Origin of the sequence: Sphingomonas sp. (genome assembly GCF_019635515.1) — a bacterium.
Taxonomy (GTDB): domain Bacteria; phylum Pseudomonadota; class Alphaproteobacteria; order Sphingomonadales; family Sphingomonadaceae; genus Sphingomonas.
Genome location: NZ_JAHBZI010000002.1, coordinates 260,938 through 283,127, shown reverse-complemented (window position 1 = coordinate 283,127; position 22,190 = coordinate 260,938). Strand labels below are relative to the sequence as shown.

The following is a 22,190-nucleotide window of genomic DNA, read 5'->3' as shown; positions in this document are numbered from 1 at the left end:
ACAGGTTGGCGAGGCGCCTGTCCGACTTCACCATGTCTTTGTCAGGCTCAGCGAGACGAAGCGCCCCATGGGTGAGTAGTTCGTCGAGTCATAGCTGACGTAGTAGGCGAGTCCGCCGCTCGACTGCACATAAGGAGGCCGCACGTCGAATGCGTTTCTGACGCTGGCCCGAATCTCGAGCGCGCCGACAAGCGACGTTGGCGGAAGCTCGTAGCTAGCCGTCAAGTCGACAGTAGCTTGCCCTGGAACCCGGATGGGGGTGGTCGGGCGAATGTCTCGCAGAGTCCCCGTGATGTTGACGAACCCGGACAGGGCGAAGCCGTCCACCGACCAGGACGCACCCGTCTGCCCCTTGAATCGGGGAGGATTGAAGATCGTGCCCGACAAATCGAAGAGGGGCGCGGCAGGGTTCAGCTGTTGCCGCGAGCGCAGGAAGGAGGCGTTGCCGTGGATAAGAAGGTTGCCTGCGCTGCCGAGTTCGAGGCGGTAGCGGGCGGTCAGATCAATGCCGTGAATCTTCTGGACCGACGCGTTGATCCATTGATTGTCGAGAACTGCGACGACCTTGGCGGGGTCGTAGGGCGAGCCGGTGGAGTTGCTGAACGGGACGCCCGGCATGGCGATCAGCGCCGCCTGCTCCTGCGCGGTCGGGGCGTAGCTGACATAGTCGGAGAACATCGGATTGGACAGCGCGATCAGCGAATTCGCACCGGACAGCGCCTGCACGATCCGCTCGTCGTAGTTGACGTCGAAATAGCTCAGCTCCAGCGAGAGGCCGGGGATGAAGCGGGGCTTCGCGGCGACCGACACGGTCCATGTGGTTGCGCGCTCGGGCTGGAGATTGGGGTTGCCGCCGGACCTGTACAGCACGGTCGATCCGGCGGGGAAGCGGCTGCCGCCATAGGTGCTGGCGTTTCGCAGAAACAGGTTCCGCCCCTGGAACAGCTGATACTGGGTCGGCATCTTGAATGATTTGCCCCAGCTCCCCTTCAGGTCGAGTCCGGCCACCGGCGAGTAGAGGATGCCGAACTTGGGCGTCACGACGTCGATCGCGGCAGAGTAGCGCTCATACCGGACGGCCGCGTTGAACGTCATGCGATGGGCCCACGAAAGGCCCTGCTTCGGGGAAATCAGAGGCACGCCCAGCTCGCCGAAGAGATAGCTGCTGTCGGTCGAGCCTTTCGCCGAGGACTTGCCGGTTGAATAGGATGCGTAGTCGAAGCTCGTGGATCGATACCCGCCCCCCACCGCAAGCTTCACATCCTCCCCGTTGAGGCGAAAAATGCCGCCGGCTCCCGACAGCTCGACGGACCTGACGCTGTTGCAATAGCAGCCATAGGCTCGCGCGGTCTGGGCACCGTTGGTGAGCGTTCGCTGGTCATATACGCCTTCGTCCCGGCCATAGGTGCCGCCGAGCTCGATCCGCCAGCCGGGCAACGCGGAAAGAGCCAGTGACGGAGATACGGCGAACGCCTTGTCGACCGTGGTCGTGAAATATCCCGTCTGCGTCGAGGTGGTCGACAGGTTGGACTTCAGGTGACGTCGGCTGAACAGGCCGTCGACAGTGAACTCCAGCCCTTCGGCAATCGTCTGGTGTCCGGCGAAGACGGCTCCGTGCTGTTCCCTCGGCGCACGGATCGTGGCGTTGCGCGGCATGCCCGCCGTGTAGTCACGGTCGGCAGCATAGATCGCGTCTGCCTTGAGATAGTCATACGAGACAAGGAAGCCGCCGCTGCTCCAGCGAACCCCGCCGAGGCCCGTGTATTGCTGCTCGCCGCCGCCGCCGCCGGTCGAGGAGCCGAACCGGACGCCGGTCGATAGCCCCGAATAGTCCGGCTTGAGGATGACGTTCACCACACCCGCAACCGCGTCGGAGCCGTAGATCGCCGAGGATCCGTCGGTCAGGATTTCGACGCGGTCGACCGCGGCCAATGGAATCGAGGCAAGGTCTACGGCCTGGAAGACGGAGCCATAGGCCAGGCGATGGCCGTTCAGCAGCGACAGCGTGGCGTCGCCGCCCAGGCCGCGCAGATTTGCGCTCGAGCCGCCCGTGAGATTCTGATTCGCGTTCCCGGAAGCGCCCGGCGAGACGGTGGGATTCTGTCCGCCGCCAAAGCCCTGCGGCAAGAGGCGCAGCATCTCGCCGACATCGCTCTGCCCTGCCCGGCGCATGTCGGACTGGTTGACCACAATGACCGGCGACGTGGACGCCTCGCCCCCGATACGGCTGCCGGTGACCAGGATCTCCACTTCGGAATCGGAGGGCGGAGACCCGGCGAATTCGCCTGGAACGCCTTCCACGGACGCCGACTCATCGCTTGTGCCTCCAGCGTTTCCCGAGCGAACGATGGCAACGGACCCCGACGCGCCGGAGCGGGCTGCAAAGCCGGTGTTGGAGAGGATCGCCGCGAGTGCCTGCTCGGGCGACGCGCTGCCGCGAAACCCCGAAGAACGGACGCCTCGGATCTCGTCGGCCTTGTAGACGAGCGGGCGGCCCGACTGGCGGCCATAGGCGTCGAGCGCGGCCTTGAGGCTTCCCGCCGGAATGTTGAACGACACGACTTGCGCTTGAGCTGGTGCGGCGACTGCAACGATGCATGTGCCGGCCGCGAGCATCGCGCCAAGGCTAAATTTCCCCATGATGGCCCCTTCACTCCCTTCGGACGCTCCCACAGCCGTCCGTTGGGGGAGTAGACAATCGGCGTGGCCGGCACTGTAACTCAGCTCGAAATTCGAATGGCCTCCGGGGTTTCCTCGATCCTGAGACCATAGGCGTCGCGCAGCAGCCGCACGAAGTCGCCCGGCTTGGAGGCTGGAAACATCCCGCCGATGCGGATGCCGCCCGCCGCCTGGTCGGCGACGATCAATTTCTGGCGATTGTAGCGGTTGAACTCCGCCGCAATATCGGACAGCCGTTCCTGCTCGAAGCTGAGCATTCCTCCGCGCCACGCCAGCGCGTCTTCGACCCGTTCTTCGGACTTGGCGGTCACCAGCGTGGCCGGTCCCCGCGCCAGCGCAATGTCGCCGGCGGTGATTGTAGTCGAACGAAGCGCGCGCGCGCCCTCGACGTCGTCGACCCGGACCCTGCCTTCCCGAACAAACACGGTGACCTTGTCGCCATCCCGTCTCACCGAGAATTTGGTACCGAGCACGGTTACCTGGCGATTGCCGGCGTGAACGACAAACGGCCGGTTCCGATCGTGCGCGACTTCGAAATAGGCCTCACCCCGGTCCAGCCAGACCTCCCGCTCGGCATCACGGAACGCGGTTCGAACGACCGAAGCTGTATTGAGCTCGACCCGACTGCCGTCGGACAATGCGACGATCCTGTGGCCGCCGATATCCGTGTCATATCGGGTGCTCGCGGTTCGGACGGCATTGCCATTGGTCGACCAGGGAGACACGGACCACCCGATGCCGATCGCGCAGACCAGCGAAGCGGCAACGGCGAGAGGAAGCCACCGGGGACGCCCGCGGTAGCGCGAAGGTTCGTCGCGATCCTGGCGTAGCGTCGCCGGCATCATGACCGGTCCGATCGAGCGGATGCGATCGGCTTCGCGCCAGCTATGCTCGAGCCGGAGGAACGCGACACGGTTCATGTCCGCTTCGGCGAGCCACGCGTCGAGCCCGGCTTGGTCCGCATCGCTCCAGCCCGCTTCCTCCCGTGCGACGATCCATTGCGCCGCTCGATCCCGCGCCTCGCTTGCCCGGCTCATGACTCGCTCCGATTGCGCCGCGCAGCGTATCGGCGGCGAACGATTTGACCGGCGCCGCCCAGCATGTGATCGGCCAGCGCCTTCATTCCCATCATGACCTGGTGGTTGACCGCGTCCCTACCGATTCCGAGGCGGTCTGCGGTCTCTCGCACGTTGAGGCCTTCGACCTTGCGCAGCCAGAGAATCTCGCGCACGCGTGGCGTCAGCTTCTCGAAACCAGCTTGGACGTGGCGGATCGCGTCGCGCGCCATCAGGTGCCGCTCGGTGTCGAACAGGTCCGCGCCACGGTCCAGGGTCTCGAGGTCGGCAACCAGTTCAAACGAGACGATCCGCGCGCGCTTGGCGCGGTTGATCAGGTGGTTGCGCGCAACGGTGAACACATAGTTGCGCGTGTTCGCGGGCAGGCCGGTCCTCGCTCCGGAATATGCGAGTTCATAGATGTCGTGCGTGAGATCCATCACGTCGTCATCCACCCTCCAGTTCCGCCGGACGAAGTGCGTGAGCGACCGTTCGAGAGGCAACACCTCTCGCCGAAACCACTCATCCAGCTTGTCCTGTTCGATCATATTTCGGAACGGACATTCCTCGCGCGCTCAATCCTATCTCTCTTTAGACAAGCAAGCGACGAATTGGTGTAACTCAACGGGCCGTCGTTCCGGCAGCAGCGCAGTCGTGCAAGCTCCTGCGCGCGGTAGCTGACGCGCGCATAGTCGTCCGCCGGCGCCTGCTCGATCATCATAGCCGGTATCGATCGCCACGATTGCGATTATCTCGCCCGGTCCATGCCCGCGCCATTATTTGCCTGCGCGGACCTCGCTGATCGTTTGCCCGGTCCACCGCCGCATCGCCCGGCGTAGGTTCGCGCTGTCGCTGAATCCCACCTTCCAGGCGACGTCGTCCACGCTCATCCGGGTCGTCTGCAGATATTCGATCGCCAGCTTGCGGCGGACATCGTCGACGATCTCGCCATAGCTCGAATCCTCAGCCGCCAGGCGGCGGCGCAAGGTCCGCTCCTGCAACCCCAGTTGCTCGGCGATCGCGGTCATCGACGGGAAATGGCTGGGGGCATTCAGCAGCAACTGGTAAACTTCACCCGACAGGCCTGACGATATCCTCGACTGGCCGATGAGCCGCTCGCATGTTTCCTCCAGCATCGCCCGGGTCAGCCGGTTGCCCAGCTCAGGGGTCTGGTCGAGGATGCCGATCGGAAAATGGAGTTCATTCGCCTCCTGCCCGTACAGACATGGACAGGAAAGTTCGCGCTCGTCCGCTGCGCTGTGCGCATCTTCGTCCAGCGCGAACAGGGCGCGGACCGGGAGATTATCGGTTCCGGCGGTGTCGCGAATATGCGTGTAGGTCATCTTCATCTGCTGCCGGACGAGAAAGGTGCGGACGTCGCGGCTCATCACGTCGCGGTAGATTTCCTGGAAATGCCAAATCGCGACATCGCCTTCCGCGCGCCATGCCAGCCGCACGGTGGGCGTGGCCAGCGGCTGGTAGCGCACGGCGAAATCGAAGAAATCCCGCATGGTCGGTGAGCACATCAGCGCATAGCCGTACATCCCATAGGCGGACAGATGCAGGCGCGAGCCGATCGCGAAGGCGTCGGCGAACTCAGCACCGGCCGCGACGATGTTCTCGCAGGCGATCAGATATTGGCCGATCGAGGTCAGCGTGTGCGGATCGCGAACCTCGGCGAGCGTCAGCCCCGTGCGGTCGAGCGCCGTTTCCGGGGAAATGCCGCGGCCGGCGACCGCATCGATCACCGTCGCCAGCTTGAACGGCGCGAAGATCCGCTGGTTGAGCGACGGGAAACCGACTCGACCATTACGGATCGCCGCTCCGATCTGCTCGTCACCGGTCGCCGTCATGATTTCCGCTCACTGTCCGCTAAAGACCTGTCGATGTCCGCTGATGCGCTTACACGCGGGTCTGTCAGACCATAAGCAAGACATCAAGCCGGCAAAGTCCGACGCGGCGAACGCCGCGAACGAGAATATCAAAAAAGGGGAGAGGAGCATCATGCCGATCGGAGTCATTCTCACGCGCAACCGGGCACGTCTGTTGTGCCGGTCCGCGATTGCCCTGGCGATGCTGGCCGCACCGGCCGTGGTTCAGGCGCAGACAGCCGACGCAGGCGATCAAGCCAAAGAGAGCACCGCCGAAGCCGATACCGAAATCGTCGTCACCGGCACCAGCATCCGCGGCATTCCGCCAACGGGTTCCGGCCTGATCAGCGTATCGCGCGAAGACGCCAAACTGATCGGCGCCGCCAGCACCCCCGAATTGCTGGCGACCGTGCCCCAGCTCAACAGCTTCAACACCGCTCCCCGCACCAGTAATGCCGGTCTCGGCTCGTTCGCGCCGGGCCTGCGCGGCCTGCCGGCCGCCGCCACTCTACCGCTGATGAACGGGCATCGCCTCATCTCCGGCAGCACCCAGCAGACCAACCCCGACTATCCGTTCCTGCCCGAACTCGCGATCGAGCGGATCGAAATCGTCGCCGATGGCGCCTCGGCAATCTATGGATCGGACGCTGTTGCCGGCGTGGTCAACTTCATCACCCGCAAGCGCGTCTCCGGGCTGGAAGCCAATGTCCGCTACGGCATGGCGGACGATTATCACGCCTTCAACGCCGGTGCGATCTTCGGCCAGAACTGGAACGGCGGCTCGCTCGTGGTCGCCTATCAATATCTTGAGAACAGCAACATCACCGGCGCGGATCGCAGCTATCGTTCGCTCGATTTCCGCGGGGTCGGCGGCGTCGATACCCGCGCCACCGTCTGCCCCGATGCCAATGTCAATCTGTTTGCCGGGACGATCTACGCCGCGCCCGGCCTGGCGCCCGGCACCAACACCTGCGATCCGCGCGGCCCGGTCGATCTGCTGCCGGAGAATCGCACCCACAGCGTCTTCGGTTCGCTGCGGCAGCAGCTCTCCAGCGCGGTCACCCTATGGGCCGACGTCCTCTATTCGGACCGCAAGGATACGGTCCAGGCAGCGTTGCCTGGCCAGACCTTCGTCCTGATCACCGCCGCCAACCCGTTCTTCCGCGCACCGCCAGGCACCGGGTCGCTGTTCGGCTATTTCGACTTCCGCCCCGACCGGCTGGCCGGCGCCGATCATTTCGACCAGACCTTCGCGGTACGCAGCGGCAATGCCACCGGCGGCGTCGACATCGCGCTGCCGGGCGATTTCAAGGCAAGCATCTACGGCTCCTATAATTGGTCGCGCAACGACACGTTCCAGCCGGGCATCAATACTACGGCGCTGACCGCCGCCGCCGCCGGCACCACGGCAGCGACGGCGCTAGACCCGTTCGGCACCCGCACCAGCCCCGCCGTGGTCGCCGCCATCCTCGATAATCCCACCACGTTCACCAACCGCCAGCGCACCCGCATCGGCGCGCTGAAGATCGACGGACCGCTGGCAAGCCTCCCGGGCGGCGATGTGAAGGTGGCGATTGGCGCCGAATATCGCCGCGAAACCTATATGCAGCGCGGCCAGAGCGGCGGGGTCGGCTTCCCCGAAAATCTCGATCGCGATGTCCAGTCGCTCTATGGCGAACTGTTCGTGCCGCTGGTCGGCGAAGGCAATGCCGGACCGATGGCGCGGAGCCTCACTCTGTCGCTATCGGGCCGCTACGATCATTATAGCGACTTCGGCTCCACGACCAATCCGAAGATCGGCCTCACCTGGGAGCCGGTCGCGGGCGTGAACTTGCGGGGCAGCTATGGCCGCTCGTTCCGGGCACCGGGTCTGCGCGACCTCGGCTCGACCGTCGGCTCCTATTATTCCGCGGCCGCGCTGGTCGATGCGTTCGGCGCGCGCGACCCTTCGCGCGGGGCGGCACAGGTCAACACGATCCTGCTGTACGGGGGCAACCAGTCGCTCAAGCCCGAGACGGCGCGCACCTGGTCGGCCGGTGTCGATCTGCGGCCGGCATTCGCGCCGAACCTGACCGCGAGCGTCACCTTCTACGACATCAAATATGACGATGTGATCGGCACACCGTCAGGGCTCGGCGCATTGCTGTTCAGCGATCCGACCTTCGCCTCGCGGGTAATCCGCAATCCATCGGCGTCGCAGGTGAGCGGCGCGATCGCCAACACCGTCCCGTTCTTCTTTACCTTCGCCGCAGTGCCGGCGATCGGCAACATCCTTGATCTGCGCCAGGGCAATTTCGGGGTACGGAAGACCAACGGGATCGATTTCGATGTGCGCTACCATAAGGCCGTCGGCTTCGGGTCGATCTTCGGCGGGATCGCCGGCAACTATATCCTGAACTATAGCAACCGCCTGTCGCCGACATCGGCGGAGAGCAATTCGCTGGAAGCCGGCATTCCGCGTACGACCCTGCGCACCACGCTCGGCTTCACCGCAGGGCCGGTCACCTTCGTCAACTTCGTCAATCATCGCAGCGGCGTGAAGGCGTCCTATGCGACGCCGACCGGATCGAGCCTGTACGCGTCCAAGGGCTACACGACGGTGGATCTGCGCCTGTCGGTGCGCCTGCCCGATATCGGCTTTGCCAAGGGCATCGATCTGGGACTGCAGGTGAACGACCTGTTCGACGCCAAGCCGCCCTTCTTCCCGGGCACCGACGGCATCGGCGGCGCCTATAACCCGATCGGCCGCTACGCCGCGGTCAGCCTGCGGACGGCCTTCTAAGCGATTGGCGGGCGGCGCCTCGGACCGGCGCCGCCCGCAAACACCGAATTGAACCGAGGTTTTACCCTGTAATGACCCTTGCCAGTGCCAGCGTACAAGCAGCGGCGCCCGTCGCGCAGATCCGCCTGTATCGCGACTGGCTGAAGCATACGCATCAACGCGATTTTGCGACCTACGAGGACCTGCATCGCTGGTCGGTGGAGGATCTCGATGGCTTCTGGCGCAGCATCTGGGACTATGACCGGATCGAATCGCCGACCGCGTTCACGGCGGTACTGAGCGACGACGCCATGCCGGGCGCGCGCTGGTTTGACGGTGCCCAGGTCAACTATGCCCGCCATGTGTTCCGCCATGTCGCGGCGGCGGACGAAGCGGGCCAGCCCGCGATCGTCGCCATGGACGAACGCGGCAATACCATCACGCTGAGCTGGGCCGAACTGCGTCGTCAATCGGCATCGCTGGCGCTCGAACTCCGGTCGCGTGGCATTGGCCGGGGAGACCGTGTCGCCGCATATCTGCCCAATATCCCCGCCGCCGTGATCGGCCTTCTGGCCTGTGCGAGCCTCGGAGCGATCTGGACCCTGTGCTCGCCCGACATGGGCATCAACGCGGTGCTCGACCGGTGGCGCCAGACCCAGCCCAAGGCGCTGATCGCAATCGATGGCGTCTTCTATGCCGGCAAGGCGATGGACCGCAGCGCCACCGTCGCCGAACTCGCCAGGCAACTCCCCAGCATCGAGACGATCGTCATCGTCGCCAGCGGCTTTGGCGAGAGCGCGGTGCCCGGCGCGATCGCTTTCGAACAAGCGATTGCGCGCGACGACGATACCGTCGCGGTCTTCGAGCCCGAATGGCTGCCCTTCGACCACCCGCTATGGATCCTCTATTCGAGCGGCACCACCGGCCTGCCCAAGCCGATCGTCCATGGCCATGGCGGCGTATTGCTCGCAACCGCGGGCGGACGGCTGCATTTCGACCTTGGTCCCAGCTATTCGGCTAACAATCTCGGTGATCGCTTCCACTGGTTCAGCGCCAGCGGCTGGGTGATGTGGAACATACAGGTCGGCGGTCTGCTCAGCGGCACCACCATCTGCCTGTTCGAAGGCTCGCCCAGCGGCACCAAGGCAAAACCCGACTGGACCCGGCTCTGGACCTTCGCAGCGCGCAGCGGCGTCACCTGGTTCGGCGCCGGCGCCGCCTTTTTCGCCAGCTGCCGCAAGGCCGGCATCGACATTGCCGCAATCGACGGGATCGATCGCATTCGCGCCCTTGGCAGCACCGGATCGCCACTCCCGCCGGACGTCCAGCGCTGGGGATCGGCGCAATTCGCCACGCTTGGCCGACCGGATATCTGGTGGTGCAACGTCAGTGGCGGCACCGAGATCGCCGCCGCCTTCATGGCCGGCAATCCCGAATTGCCCGACACGCCCGGCCGGCTGCAATGCCGACATCTCGGCGCCGCGATCGAGGCGTGGGACGAGCAGCGCACGCCGGTGATCGGCGAGGTGGGCGAATTGGTCTGCACTCGCCCCTTCCCCAGCATGCCGCTCTATTTCTGGGGCGATGACGATGACAGCCGTTATCGGCAATCCTATTTCGAGAGCTGGCCCGGCGTCTGGCGGCATGGCGATTGGCTGACGATCGGCAGCGATGGCAGCTGCACTATTTCGGGCCGCAGCGACGCGACGATCAACCGGCATGGCGTCCGCATGGGCACCGCCGAAATCTACGCCGCCGTCGAGCATCTGGAACAAGTCGCCGACACCATGCTCATCGATCTGGAAGGCGAAGCGGGCGACAGCAGGCTGATCCTGTTCGTCGTGCCCGCCGAGGGTGTGCCCGTCGACGCGGCGATGGAGACAGCGGTGGCGACGGCGATCCGCACCAGCCTGTCGCCGCGCTTCGTGCCCGATGTGCTGATCGCCGCGCCTGGCATTCCACGCACGCTGTCGGGCAAGAAGCAGGAACTGCCGGTCAAGCGGCTGTTCGCCGGCTGGCCCGTCGCCAAGGTCGTCAGCGCCGATGCCACCGCCACGCCCGAACTCCTGCCCTGGTATATCGAGCAGGCCCAGCGCTGGCAGAGCGGAACGCACAGGAAGGGATGAGGCCGATGGCGACACATCAAGGGAACGCCAGCGGCGGCAAGCGCGGGTTCGTGCTCGGCATGCTGTGCTTCGTCTACGTCCTGAATTTCCTCGATCGCCAGCTGGTGTCGATCCTGGCCAAGCCGATCCAGGACGGGCTGAAGATCACCGACAGCCAGCTCGGCTACGTCACCGGATTCTATTTCGCTCTCTTCTATTGCTTCATCGCCATCCCCGTCGGCTGGCTCGCCGATCGCAGCAACCGGGTGAAGATCCTGTCGTTCGCCTGCGGCCTGTGGAGCGGCGCGACCGTCGCCTGCGGATTGGCCGGGAGTTACGGCCAGCTCATCGCCGCTCGCATGGCAGTCGGCATCGGTGAGGCGGGCGGCGTTCCGCCTTCCTACGCGATCATTTCCGATACCTTCCCCCGCGAGAAGCGCGGCACCGCGATGGGCATCTTCAACCTCGGGCCGCCGTTCGGCTCGGCGCTCGGCGTCGCCTTCGGGGCGTCGCTCGCAGCCGCCTATGACTGGCGCGTGCCCTTCTACCTTGTCGGCGCGGTCGGGATCGTCACCGCCATCCTCGTCTATTTCCTCGTCCCCGAGCCCGTGCGCGGCCGTTTCGATCCCGCGCCGGTCTCCACAGCAGCGCCCGGACCGAGCTTCGGCCAGGCGATCGCCGGCTTCTTCGGCAATCGCCTGCTCGCCCTCGCCGCGCTGGCCAGCGGCGCCGCCAATTTCATCACCTATGGGCTCAGCAACTTCGCCACGCTGTTACTGATGCGCGAAAAGGGCATGACGCTCGATCAGGTCGCGATCTGGTATGCTCTGGCGGTCGGGCTGGGAATGGGGACCGGAATCTTCGTCTCGGGCAAGCTCATCGATCGCTTCGCCACCCGCAACAAGGCGGCATATGCGACGATCCCGGCAGCATCGTTGGTACTCGCCTTGCCGTTCTTCCTCGGCTTCGCGGCGGCAGACCGCTGGGAGGTCGCGCTCGCTTTGCTGTTCGTGCCGCTGTTCCTCAATTCCTTCTTCCTCCCCGCCACCGTCACCTTCGTCCAATGCGAGGTCGATCCCGGCGCCCGCGTGATATCAGGCGCCCTGCTGCTGCTGGTGATGAACCTGGTCGGGCTCGGGCTTGGACCGACCTTTGTCGGCATGGCGAGCGATTTCTTCCGCCCGGAATATGGCGCACATTCGCTCAGGATGGCCTTTTACGCACTGGCGCCGATGTATCTGATCGCCGCGCTGCTGTTCCTGTGGCTCGCCAAGTCGATCAAGCGAAGCGCCCAATGACCCAACCCGGCCTGCTGGAGAAGACAATGAAGCGCAGTCAGAACGCCGCCATCCTTGCCGCGCTCGCGATCGGGTGCGTGGTTCCGAGCGAAGCGATGGCATCCGGCCAGACGCCGGCGGAAGCGAAATGCGCCACCCTTGCCGCCCTGAAGCTGCCCGACACGACAATCTCCAGCGCCGCCGTGGTGCCGGCCAAGCCCGCCGAGTCAACGATCGCGGGCGAGGTGCCGGGCTATCGCAGCTTCTGCCGCGTCGTCGCCCGTGTCCGCGCCGCACCCGATTCGGACATCGGCGTCGAAATCTGGTTGCCGGTCGAGGGCTGGACCGGCGTGTTCCATGGCAATGGCAGCGGCGGCTTCGCTGGCGTCTTCGCGCTCGGCTATGCCGGCATGGCCGATGGGCTGCGGCGCGGCTTTGCCACCGCGACCACCGATGCCGGCACCGCTCCCGCCACGCCGCTCGAAGGCGATGCGCTGATCGGCCAGCCGCGCAAATGGCGCGACTGGGGCCGGCTGGCGACGCATGTCATGACGCAGGCCGGCAAGGCCATCACCAAGGCCTTTTACGGCCAGGGCGCCAAGCGATCCTATTACACCGGCTGCTCGACCGGCGGGCAACAGGGACTGATCGAGGCGCTCCATTATCCCGCCGACTATGACGGCATCCTTGTCGGCGCACCGGTGATGAACCGGACCTGGGGCCATGCCGCGGTGCTATGGGATTACGCCGCGGCCCATCGCACCCCCGCCAGCCTGTTGTCCGATGCCAAGCTGAAGCTGCTCAACAAGACGGCGATCGCCAGCTGCTGGCGCCAGGGCCACGCGTTCGCCGGCGACCGCTTCATTTCCGATCCGATGCGCTGCAAGTTCGACCCCGCAATCCTCCAGTGCAAGGGCGCCGCGTCGGACAGCTGCCTGACCGATCCCGAGATCGCCACCGCCCGCGCTTTCTATTCCGGCCCGACCGACCGCGATGGCAAGCAAACCTATTTCGGCTGGCTGCCGGGCAGCGAGATGCCCGACACCTTCGGCTGGTCCTTCCTGCAAAAGCCGATCAACGATCAGCCGCCGTTCGGCGCGCTGTTCAAATGGGTATTCGGCACCGGCTGGGACTGGAAGGGGTTCGATTTCGACCGCGACATGCCGGTCGTCGATGCGCAGCTCGATCCGGTCGTCAACGATGCGACGCGCGGCAGCCTGGCGGATTTCGCCGCGCGTGGCGGCAAGCTGATTGTCTTTCACGGCCTTGCCGACACGCTGGTCGCCCCGGGCCAGTCGGTCGCATTCTTCGACCGTCACTCGGCGCAGATGGGTGGCGCCGGCAAGCTGGCGGACAGCGCGCGCCTGTTCCTGGCACCGGGCATGATGCATTGCGGCGGCGGCACCGGCCCGGATTCGTTCAACGCCACGCTGGGCATACCGCCTCGCCCGCCGTCGGACGATGCCAGCCATGACCTGTTCTCCTCGCTGATCGCCTGGAGCGAAAAAGGCGCGGCACCCGATCGCATCATCGCCACGAAATTCGCGAGCGACGATCTGGGCAAAATCGATATGCAGCGGCCGCTCTGCCCCTATCCGCAACGCGCGGTCTATCGCGGGTTCGGATCGACTGCCTCAGCTGCAAATTTCCGCTGCGAAGCGCCTGGCAATCGTTGAGGCGAAGCGATCGGATCGTCGCTGCGTGTCGGCGACTTTTGGGGTCACAGGCTAGAGGGCGGAACGACCGAAATTGGGGCGCAAAGCGGACGCCAAGGTCGGATAAACGTCCAGTTTGTCGCCCAGCTTCAACGATGTGCTCGTGTTGCCTTCTTGATGCCGGGCGTACCACTGCGGGCATGTGGCACTCGTCCTGACGCTAAGGGGCTCGAAGGCAATACACTGGGAGCGAAGCTTCGGCGGTGCCGGATAGAGCGTGGTAATTGCGTTTCTTGGGTACGAGCCATTGCGGGAAGCGACAACGCTAAGTGAGCGGTTACGAGCCGAACGCCCACGAAGAGGCGCATCTATCAAGCGGGCGGTGGCGCTACTGGAGATCGACGAAGGTCCGTTCTCCGGTTGGGAGCGTGGGGTGCGAAAGCCAACGGTTGGTTCGCGAACAATTTGCCAACGCTTCTTGCGATAGGAACGCGCTGGGGAACGGTTGATTATGGGTCGGTAGCTGACTGGCAACTAATGGGCCGCTTGACAAGAATGCAGCCATCGCTTGGCCCAAGCTCGGACATTCACCTTTTGAGCGCAGCGATCATGCGCTGTTTTCCCGCTGGCAACGCATGCCGAAAACGCAGTCTCGACCGGTCGCTTAGTCGAACTAAGCGTTAGACCGATCCGCGAACCTGCCTGCGAGCTCCGACCAGCGCGCTGTATTGGTCGCGTCATAAATCGCGCGCAGATGCTTCTTCAACGCTTCGGGGCTCACACCGAATAGTGCCGAGCAATCACCACGCGCACCGCCGCGCATACCAAACAATGCGATCTCTCGCTGCAGCGGGGTCAGCGGCAGCTGCATTACCGTATCGATCATCAGCACGTCGATGGGCGTCTGGAGATCGAGCGCGACATACATCAGCGCACCGAGCCCGCTATTGACCGCTCTGGTGCGCGAGGCGCGCGCGACGATCCGACCATCGGCAACGGGAACGTATGCGCTGGGCCCCGGATCGCCCTTGGTCATCGCGCGGGCGAGCAAGATGGCGAAGCCGGGTGCGGTCTCGGGCTGGTGTGTCATCGACACATGTTGCCGGAGCAAATGGCTCGCCATCAATATCGCTTCTGCCTCGGGATTGATCGCGACGAGTCGCGTCCCCCCGGCATCGGTGATCAGATGCGCATTGTCCGAAGCTGAGGAGCGCCACCCGGCTTCGGCGCGCTGGGTCGCCACCGCATGGCTTATCAGCGTGCGCACCGGCTCCAGCGCCGCGGCATCGGTAAGGGTGAAGGGCCGGTCGGGACCGTTCCAGGCGCAGAACACCACGCGCCCGCGCCCCTGCCATTCGATCCGCATGTCGAGCATGAAATGATGGCCGAGCGGTGTGCACAGCCGGCGATAGACTTCGCCGCTCCAGAACCTTGCCGCGAAGTCCGCATCGAACATTCGCCCGATCGCTGGTCCCTCGATCTCGGCGAGCGTCACCATATTGACCTCACCGGGTCCACTGAACAGCTCCTCGAAGCGCGTTATGAAAAGGTCCTTCACCTCCGCCGGGGCGCAATCATGGAAGAAGCCGAGCGGATTGCCGCTTTCGTCGAGCCAGAAAAGGGCGGCTGAGTCGGCGCCGATCAGGTCGCGCACCGCCCCGGTCAGCGACGAAGCGATCGCCTCCACACCCGCGCCGCAATGGCAGAGCAGGCGGATCCGTTCCATGATACGCCGTTTCCGGATGGCCGAAGCCCGCGCTGATTGACGCTCCACACATTCCCCCCGCGCAAAGGCTAGCATTCAGGAACGTGCAGGCAAGGCATTTGCCTCCCCTTTGGGGGAATGTTTCCCGCGCGGGCGGGCACTATAAATGACGCGCCGCGGGGAGGGACGAATATGGCGTTGCGCTATGGGTTTGCGCTGATGGTGGCGGCGCTATCGTCCGCGCCGGCAATGGCGCAGACCGCGCCGGCCTATGACCCGAATTGCAAGCGCATCGCCGCCGATGACGAGGTCTTCAAGGAGGCCTGCCAGCCATGGAATGTGTTTTGCCGGGCCGGGCAGACGATGGCGCGCTGGGCCTGTCCCAAGGTCGAGCTCGTCCGCAAATTGGTATCGCCCAATGCCAACAAGCTGGAGATCGATGACGTCTTCGAGGAAGCCAAGCCGAGTGGGCCTCCGGCACTGACCAGCCTGGAACTGAAGCGGATCGAGAAGAAGGCGGAGCAACATCTCAAGGATCGCGAAGAGAGAGCGCGCGACGAATATCTGAGGGCCAACCCGGCGAACGAAGCGGCCACCGAATTGAACCGGCGGATCGAGGAGGCACGGATCAAGGGCGTGCCTCTGGATGTCGCGCCGGCGCCGCAGGGCGGCTTCATCATGGTCTTCAAGAACGAGACCGCCAACGCGCAGCGGGGCACTGGCGACGGCTATCTGATTGACGAGGAGGGCTTGGCGCGGGGGCATTTCGAGCAGGGCCGACTGACGGGCGCAGGCCAGGAAATCAGCGGCGAGGGCGGTTATCGCGGCGGCGATTATAAGGCCGGGAAGCTGGACGGCGAGGGGTTCGAGATGGACCGCGTCGATGGCCGGCTGCAGCTCACGACCGGAACCTATGTGGCGGACGCGCCCGACGGAATCACGACAGTTACCCTGGAGGATGGCAGCAGCCGCCGCGATCTGTGGGAGCGCCAGCACATCGCCTATCGCGGCAACCCGGCGCCCGCCGGCACCGCACCCGCCGATCCGCCCCCGCAAGGGGTGACGGAAACCGCGCCGATGCCCATGGTGTTGACCCGTAGCGGGCCGGCCAGCGGCAAGGCTCTGATCGAGAGCGGCATCCAGCGGCAGGCTGCCTGGGAAGCCGATCGCGGCCCGCGCGAGGCACGCGAGAGGGTTGAACGCGCCGAGATGCAGCGCAAGCTCAACGAGGCGAACCGGCAATATGCCGAATGGGAAGCGAAGCGTGCGGCGAAGGAAGAACGTAACCGCCAGCGCGCACAGAATGGAGGCGGCTTCGATTGGGGCGGGCTGCTGCTCGGCGTGGCGCAAGCCTATGTCGGGGTGAAGCAGGCAGAGCAGCAGGCGCGGGACGCATATCGTCCGCCGGCCTATACGCCGCCGGCATATCGGGCACCCACGTATCAGGCGCCCGCTGCGCCTTCTTCGCTGGGGGCCGCGCCCGGACAGCGTCGCAAAATCCTCGCTCCGGAAAATGTCGCGACAAATTGCATCCGCATCTCGGACGGGCAGGAAGGTGTCTATTATAGGAAGTATTTTACCAATGGGTGCGCCTTCGAAATCAAACTCTGGTATTGCTACAATCCCTGCACACGCTTCACGCATATGACTTTCATTGCTGCCGGCGATCGGACAAGTTTCATTGTCGGCGGCACCAAGGGCTCATTCTACAATCCCAAAACGGATGTGCCGCCGGCCTCCTATGCCGCTTGCAAGGTGATTCCCGGCAGGGGCGGCATGGACGAGAACGCCACAGACGGGCCGCGCGTGGCCTGCCTCAAATGGTCCGACGAATGATCCGCAGTTCGAAGAAGCGTTGTGCACGCCTGCCGCTTGCGGCCGCTGCCGTGCTCGCCGCGCTGGTGGCGACACCGCTTCACGCCCAGACCAGCGCGCCCGCTGGCACCCGGGCGTCGGCCAAACCCGCCGGAATCAAATGCCACAGCGTCTCGGTGAACCAATCGCCAACGGGTGACGCCAACTGGTTCAAGACGACGACAAAGGAGGATTGGAGCGGCGCCTGTGTCGATGGGATGGCGCGGGGGTTCGGGCGGCTTAGCCGGGCGGTCGATAGCAGCGGCGCAATCGGTACCAGTCACACTACGGCTGTAATGGAAGGCACGATCGCGAGCGGCGCGCCGGTGGGAATGTGGTGCAATCTCACCCTGATCAGCGACAATGAAAACGTGATCGACGGCAAGAGTGTGAAGTCCCGCCTCGACATGCCGCGGCCCTGCACCATCATCTATCCCGCCGGCCGCCAGCACAAATTCGGCTGGCGGCACAATCCGGACGGAAGCTGGAGCGTGATCGAGATCGCCAGTGTCGGATTGCGCACGCCGCTGACCGTGTCCGCGGACACGATGGATAAAATGGTGGCGCGGGTCGTGCAGGATCCCAAGGCCTTTCCCGATTTCGGCTTCACGACCGGCCTGCTGGACGGGCTCCTGCCGGGAGGCGCGGCGACCAGTCTCGGCGATATGAGCAAGCCGATCGATCTGGCCGGCAAGCGCATCGCACTGGTTCTGTCGAGCCGCACCGTGACCGAGCTGGCGCGCTGGGGCCAGCAGCGTGACGCGTTCGTCAAGTCAAAGGGCTATGGCAAGAAGTTCGGAAGCGCGGGCTTCGACATGGTCGGCCAGCGCTATGACGAATCGCTCGCCGGCCATATCGCGGCGACCGATCCGGCCGGGTTCGTGCCCAGCGTGATCGCGGTGCTGCGAAAGGAGCTTGGCGACAAGACGAGTATCGTCGCGGCCGATGACCTGGGCGTGCTGACCGGCGGCCAGGCGGATTATGCGATCGTGGTCGATTGGAGCTTCGAGGGCGGGCTGCCGAGCCCAACCCAGATCGAGAAGACGCCGGTTTGTGATCTTGTGAGGGGTCCGGCTGCGTGCACACCGCTGTTCGAGGATCATTGGGTGGCGCTGGTGGTCGATCCGAAGATCAGGGTCGCCGCATTCGTCACCGCGAATATCGGCGGCGTCAAAAAGTATGCCCAGGACACGGCGTACAGTTCCTTCGTGCGCGACATCTCCTGGCACCTGTGGCGCCAGACCGGCGATTCAAACATGGCCCGGATCGTCAGTCAGCTGGGCGGCCGCCTGCAATGAGCCGGGTTGAAGCCAAATCTGTGGAAAGCGAGCGACATTGATGACCCGAGCTGCGTTCAAGATTGCCGGCGGGATGCTTGCCATGTTGGCTGCTGTACCGCTTCACGCCCAGACGAGCGCGCCGGCGAGCACAGAGACGCCGACGCAGAACCCGCCCGAAACTCCAGGGCGCAAATGCCACGACATCACCGAAAACCAGTCAAAGCCGGGCGTGGCGGCCTGGTACCGGAGCAAGACGGTGATCGACTGGAATGGCGCATGCCTCGATGGGATGGCGGATGGATTCGGGCGGTTCACCATGCTGTCGGAGATGACCACGCAATATAGCACCAATCACATGACCAACGTGGATGAGGGCATGATGGCCCGCGGCCAGATGACGGGAATGTGGTGCAATATCTCGAGTGTCAGCGACGATGAATCCACCATCGCCGGCAAATATATGAAGATCCATTCGGATAAGCCACGGCCCTGCACCCTCGCTTATTCCGCCGGCTATGCGCATCAATTCGGCTGGCGGCACAATCCGGACGGCAGCTGGAGCGCGATCCAGATCGGCCAGGCCGGGCTGAATGCGCCGCTGAACGTGTCTGCAGGCACGATGGACATGGTGGTTACGAAGCTCGCGAAGGATCGCAACACCTTTCCCGATTTCCCCTTTGCGACCAGCTTGCTGGACGGGCTTCTGCCAGGAGGGGCAGCCACCAGCCTGAGCGATATGAGCAAGCCGATCGACCTGACCGGCAAGCGGATCGCACTGGTGCTGTCCAGCCGCACCGTCACCGAACTGGCACGATGGGGAAAGCAGCGCGACGCGTTCGTCAAATCGAGGGGCTATGGCAAGACGTTCGGCAGCGCGGGCTATGATATGAACGGCCAGCGTTACGACAACACATTGACCGGGATCATCGCCTCGACCGATCCGGCGGGCTTCATCCCCGGCGTGATCGCGGCGCTGCAACCGACGCTAGGCGCGGATGCCAAGATCGTCGCGGCCGATGATCTGGGCGTGCTGACCAGCGGCCAGGCGGACTATGCGATCGTGATCGACTGGAGCTTCGATGGCGGGCTGCTCAGCCCGAGCCAGTTCGAGAAAATGCCGTTTTGCGACACGGCCAAGAATGTGGATCTTTGCGTGCCGATGTTCAAGGATCATTGGGTGGCGCTGGTGGTCGATCCCAAAATCCGGATAGCGGCACTCGTCACTTCGGATGTCGGCGAAGTCAAGCGTTACAGCAAGGATGTGCTGTATGATTTTACCATGCGCGGCGTTGTCGCGCAACTCTGGGGGAGCGGTGACTATACGAACATAAAGATGATCGCCAACCAGCTGGGTGGCCGCCTGCCCTGGGCCAAGCTGGAACCGATTATCAGGAGCGGCCTGAGTGGCCCAATCGGCAAGAAGGACTATAACCGGGCCCAGCAGCTTCTTAATGAAGCGATGCAGCAGAAGCAGCCTGAGGCGTATCGCATGTCTGCCGACGCTACGCGCAAGATTGCTGCCTCGGGCGCCGACTACTCGCTGTCGATCACCATGGGCTATGAAGAGGCCGCGAGGCTGGGCGATTTCGAATCGATGCTCCAGCTCTCCTACCTTTATTCGAGCGGTGCCGAGGGGGTCACGCGCGACTATGCGGCGGCAGGCAAATATATCGCGATGGCCTATGCCGCGCGGAAGACCGAACACACGACGTATAATATGGGCCTGGCCAAGGCCTATGGCTGGGGTGGGCCGATTGATCTGCCCGAGGCTTTGAAATTATTCGAAGCGGCGCAGGCGCTGGGCCACCCCCAGGCGGCGGCGCAGGCGGCTAAGGTTCGGGCGCAGCTGAACCCGCCCGCCCCCGCTCCCGCCGATCCTGCAACGCAGCCGAAGCAGTAAAGGGGCGCGCGCAAATGCCGATGATCCGAGCCAGGCTCGCCGGCGGCGTGATCGGCCTGACGATCCTCGTGGCTGCACCGGCGCATGCCCAGACCGGCGCGGCGCCCGCACCTGCTGGCCTCAAATGCCACGAGGTTCCGGAGCTGAAGTCGAAGCCGGGAGGCCCGAACGCGTGGACGAGCCCATCGAGGGCGGATTGGAGCGGCCCCTGTGTGGACGGGATAGCGCAAGGCTTTGGACGGGTCACGCGCGGAAAGCAGCACTTGCGGGATTCCGGCATTGGCGCTGGCACCTCGACGAGAGGCACGTGAAGCTCAATGGCGAGATGGTTTATATCTTGCGGGCGGCCGATCATGAGGGCGGGATCCTCGAGCGTTTCGCTACCAGGACCCGGGACAAGGACGCTGCGATGCGCTTCATGCGCAAGGCGCTGAAGCGTCACGGCGCACCTGAAAATATCACCACCGATGGTCTACGATCGTACCGCGCTGCGATGACCGAACTTAGAATGTCGAGAAGCAGGAGGTTGGACGCTGGGCCAACAATCGGGTTGAAAACCGCCACCTCTCGTTCCGACGACAGGAGCGCGCCATGCTTCGATTTCGAAGGATGAAGTCCCTGCAGCAGTTCGCCAGTGTGCACGCCAAGGCGAGGCCGATATGGCGGATGCCACGCCTCGCTTGCGCGGGGAACCGCGGTTCGACCTTGCGCGGCGCCTCGGCCGCTCGGCCAGATTATGCGAACGACAGGTCTGTGACCGCCGGCCAATCGGAGCAACGCGCCGGCAGAGCGCCTGGCGGAGTTGCCCGTGAACCCATGATCTGCGTTCACGGGCAGGATCAAGCGTTCAACCGATCTCGAACAGTCCGGCCGCGCCCATGCCACCGGCAGTGCACATCGAGACGACGACATAGCGGACGCCGCGCTTGCGGCCCTCGATCAGGGCGTGTCCGATCTGGCGGCTGCCGGTCATTCCGAACGGGTGTCCGATCGCGATGCCGCCGCCGTTGACGTTGAGCTTTTCGGGATCGATGCCGAGCGTGTCGCGGCAATACAGGCATTGCGAGGCAAAGGCCTCGTTGATTTCCCACAAGCCGATATCGGCGATCGTTAGGCCCGCACGCTGGAGCAGCTTGGGGATCGCGAAAACCGGGCCGATGCCCATCTCGTCGGGATCGCAGCCCGCCACCTGAAAGCCACGATAGATGCCGAGGATTTGCTTGCCCTCTGCCTCGGCGGTAGCGCGGTCCATCAGGATCTGCGCGGACGCACCATCGGAAAGCTGGCTGGCATTGCCCGCGGTGATATTGCGGCCCTCCCCGATGACCAGCCCATCCTTGAACACAGTGCGCAGCCCGCCGAGCACTTCGGTGGTGGTGCCGGCGCGGATACCCTCGTCGCGGGTTATGGTGACGGTCTCGCTGCCCGTGCGATTGCCTTCCTTGTCGAACAGCGCCTTCTCGACCGTGATCGGCACGATTTCCTCGTCAAAGGCGCCTGCGGCAAGACCGGCGGCGGCGCGTTGCTGGCTCATCGCCGAGAACGCATCCTGCGCCTCGCGCGAGATGCCATAGCGTTCGGCGACGACCTCGGCGGTCTCGATCATGCTCATATAGGCGAGCGGCTGCCGCCCCAGCACCGAGGCGTTCTGATACGGCTTCGGCGCCTGCTGGCTGGTCATCGAGATCGATTCCATGCCACCGGCAAGCGCCACATCCATATCGCCGGCGATGATGCTCCGTGCCGCGAGCGCCACTGCCGTCAGGCCCGAGCCGCATTTGCGATCGAGGCTGAAGGCGGGGACACTGACCGGCAGCCCGGCGGCGAAGACGCACATCCGCGCCAGATTCGATCCCTGGGTACCGAACTGGTTGCCAGCGCCGAAGAAGACATCTTCGATCCGTGAGGGATCGATGCCGGCGCGTTCGATCGCGGCGTTCATCACATGGCCGCCGAGCACCGGCGCTTCGGTGGCGTTGAAATAGCCGCGCGCGGCCTTGCCGATGCCGGTGCGGGCGGTCGAGACGATGACGGCTTCGCGCATGATG

The 22,190-nt window shown here is 64.6% G+C and carries 14 protein-coding genes; 8 read left to right on the top strand and 6 right to left on the bottom strand.

Annotated elements, in window-relative coordinates:
* Positions 1-27: 27 nt before the first annotated feature.
* The 4 genes from KF730_RS13530 to KF730_RS13515 all read right to left on the bottom strand — a co-directional run bounded on the left by KF730_RS13530 (position 28) and on the right by KF730_RS13515 (position 5,587).
* Positions 28-2,640: a TonB-dependent receptor gene (locus tag KF730_RS13530; RefSeq protein WP_294098023.1), complete on the bottom strand. Its 2,613-nt coding sequence runs from the start codon at positions 2,638-2,640 to the stop codon at positions 28-30.
* A gap of 80 nt (positions 2,641-2,720) precedes the next feature.
* Complete coding sequence (locus KF730_RS13525; RefSeq protein ID WP_294098021.1) at positions 2,721-3,716, bottom strand: FecR domain-containing protein; 996 nt, start codon at positions 3,714-3,716, stop codon at positions 2,721-2,723.
* Positions 3,713-4,282: an RNA polymerase sigma factor gene (locus KF730_RS13520; RefSeq protein WP_294098020.1), complete on the bottom strand. Its 570-nt coding sequence runs from the start codon at positions 4,280-4,282 to the stop codon at positions 3,713-3,715. The genes KF730_RS13525 and KF730_RS13520 overlap by 4 nt, the downstream gene beginning before the upstream one ends.
* 228 nt (positions 4,283-4,510) lie before the next feature.
* Complete coding sequence (locus KF730_RS13515) at positions 4,511-5,587, bottom strand: AraC family transcriptional regulator (RefSeq protein ID WP_294098018.1); 1,077 nt, start codon at positions 5,585-5,587, stop codon at positions 4,511-4,513.
* 220 nt (positions 5,588-5,807) lie between these two features.
* Between KF730_RS13515 and KF730_RS13510 the strand changes: the two genes are divergently transcribed.
* The 4 genes from KF730_RS13510 (at position 5,808) to KF730_RS13495 (ending at position 13,424) form a co-directional block, all read left to right on the top strand.
* The gene (locus KF730_RS13510) at positions 5,808-8,387 is read left to right on the top strand and encodes a TonB-dependent receptor (RefSeq protein WP_294098015.1); all 2,580 of its coding nucleotides are present in this window, start codon (positions 5,808-5,810) and stop codon (positions 8,385-8,387) included.
* Between the two features lie 71 nt (positions 8,388-8,458).
* Positions 8,459-10,492, top strand: coding sequence for an acetoacetate--CoA ligase (locus KF730_RS13505; RefSeq protein WP_294098014.1), 2,034 nt, complete (start codon positions 8,459-8,461; stop codon positions 10,490-10,492).
* A gap of 5 nt (positions 10,493-10,497) precedes the next feature.
* Positions 10,498-11,769, top strand: coding sequence for an MFS transporter (locus KF730_RS13500; RefSeq protein ID WP_294098012.1), 1,272 nt, complete (start codon positions 10,498-10,500; stop codon positions 11,767-11,769).
* 26 nt (positions 11,770-11,795) lie between these two features.
* Entirely contained in the window at positions 11,796-13,424 is a 1,629-nt protein-coding gene (locus KF730_RS13495; protein ID WP_294098010.1) for a tannase/feruloyl esterase family alpha/beta hydrolase, read from the top strand.
* Between the two features lie 652 nt (positions 13,425-14,076).
* On the opposite strand, the gene KF730_RS13490 is transcribed toward KF730_RS13495, so the two are convergent.
* Positions 14,077-15,129, bottom strand: a complete 1,053-nt coding sequence (locus KF730_RS13490) for a hypothetical protein (protein WP_294098009.1) — start codon at positions 15,127-15,129, stop codon at positions 14,077-14,079.
* A 171-nt stretch (positions 15,130-15,300) separates the two neighbouring features.
* Between KF730_RS13490 and KF730_RS13485 the strand changes: the two genes are divergently transcribed.
* The 4 genes from KF730_RS13485 to KF730_RS13470 all read left to right on the top strand — a co-directional run bounded on the left by KF730_RS13485 (position 15,301) and on the right by KF730_RS13470 (position 20,755).
* Entirely contained in the window at positions 15,301-16,944 is a 1,644-nt protein-coding gene (locus KF730_RS13485; protein WP_294098008.1) for a hypothetical protein, read from the top strand.
* Positions 16,941-18,260, top strand: coding sequence for a hypothetical protein (locus tag KF730_RS13480; protein ID WP_294098006.1), 1,320 nt, complete (start codon positions 16,941-16,943; stop codon positions 18,258-18,260). Before KF730_RS13485 ends, KF730_RS13480 begins: the two co-directional genes overlap by 4 nt.
* A gap of 82 nt (positions 18,261-18,342) precedes the next feature.
* Entirely contained in the window at positions 18,343-20,142 is a 1,800-nt protein-coding gene (locus tag KF730_RS13475) for a hypothetical protein (RefSeq protein WP_294098004.1), read from the top strand.
* A 307-nt stretch (positions 20,143-20,449) separates the two neighbouring features.
* Positions 20,450-20,755: a DDE-type integrase/transposase/recombinase gene (locus KF730_RS13470; RefSeq protein WP_294098002.1), complete on the top strand. Its 306-nt coding sequence runs from the start codon at positions 20,450-20,452 to the stop codon at positions 20,753-20,755.
* Between the two features lie 234 nt (positions 20,756-20,989).
* On the opposite strand, the gene KF730_RS13465 is transcribed toward KF730_RS13470, so the two are convergent.
* The gene (locus KF730_RS13465; RefSeq protein ID WP_294098000.1) at positions 20,990-22,186 is read right to left on the bottom strand and encodes an acetyl-CoA C-acyltransferase; all 1,197 of its coding nucleotides are present in this window, start codon (positions 22,184-22,186) and stop codon (positions 20,990-20,992) included.
* Positions 22,187-22,190 lie beyond the last annotated feature (4 nt).

Excerpts from the sequence above, each read along its gene's own strand:
- KF730_RS13530 (WP_294098023.1), bottom strand. The coding sequence starts at position 2,640 with ATGGGGAAATTTAGCCTTGGCGCGATGCTCGCGGCCGGCACATGCATC.
- KF730_RS13525 (WP_294098021.1), bottom strand. The coding sequence starts at position 3,716 with ATGAGCCGGGCAAGCGAGGCGCGGGATCGAGCGGCGCAATGGATCGTC.
- KF730_RS13520 (WP_294098020.1), bottom strand. The coding sequence starts at position 4,282 with ATGATCGAACAGGACAAGCTGGATGAGTGGTTTCGGCGAGAGGTGTTG.
- KF730_RS13515 (WP_294098018.1), bottom strand. The coding sequence starts at position 5,587 with ATGACGGCGACCGGTGACGAGCAGATCGGAGCGGCGATCCGTAATGGT.
- KF730_RS13510 (WP_294098015.1), top strand. The coding sequence starts at position 5,808 with ATGCTGGCCGCACCGGCCGTGGTTCAGGCGCAGACAGCCGACGCAGGC.
- KF730_RS13505 (WP_294098014.1), top strand. The coding sequence starts at position 8,459 with ATGACCCTTGCCAGTGCCAGCGTACAAGCAGCGGCGCCCGTCGCGCAG.
- KF730_RS13500 (WP_294098012.1), top strand. The coding sequence starts at position 10,498 with ATGGCGACACATCAAGGGAACGCCAGCGGCGGCAAGCGCGGGTTCGTG.
- KF730_RS13495 (WP_294098010.1), top strand. The coding sequence starts at position 11,796 with ATGAAGCGCAGTCAGAACGCCGCCATCCTTGCCGCGCTCGCGATCGGG.
- KF730_RS13490 (WP_294098009.1), bottom strand. The coding sequence starts at position 15,129 with ATGGAACGGATCCGCCTGCTCTGCCATTGCGGCGCGGGTGTGGAGGCG.
- KF730_RS13485 (WP_294098008.1), top strand. The coding sequence starts at position 15,301 with ATGGCGTTGCGCTATGGGTTTGCGCTGATGGTGGCGGCGCTATCGTCC.
- KF730_RS13480 (WP_294098006.1), top strand. The coding sequence starts at position 16,941 with ATGATCCGCAGTTCGAAGAAGCGTTGTGCACGCCTGCCGCTTGCGGCC.
- KF730_RS13475 (WP_294098004.1), top strand. The coding sequence starts at position 18,343 with ATGTTGGCTGCTGTACCGCTTCACGCCCAGACGAGCGCGCCGGCGAGC.
- KF730_RS13465 (WP_294098000.1), bottom strand. The coding sequence starts at position 22,186 with ATGCGCGAAGCCGTCATCGTCTCGACCGCCCGCACCGGCATCGGCAAG.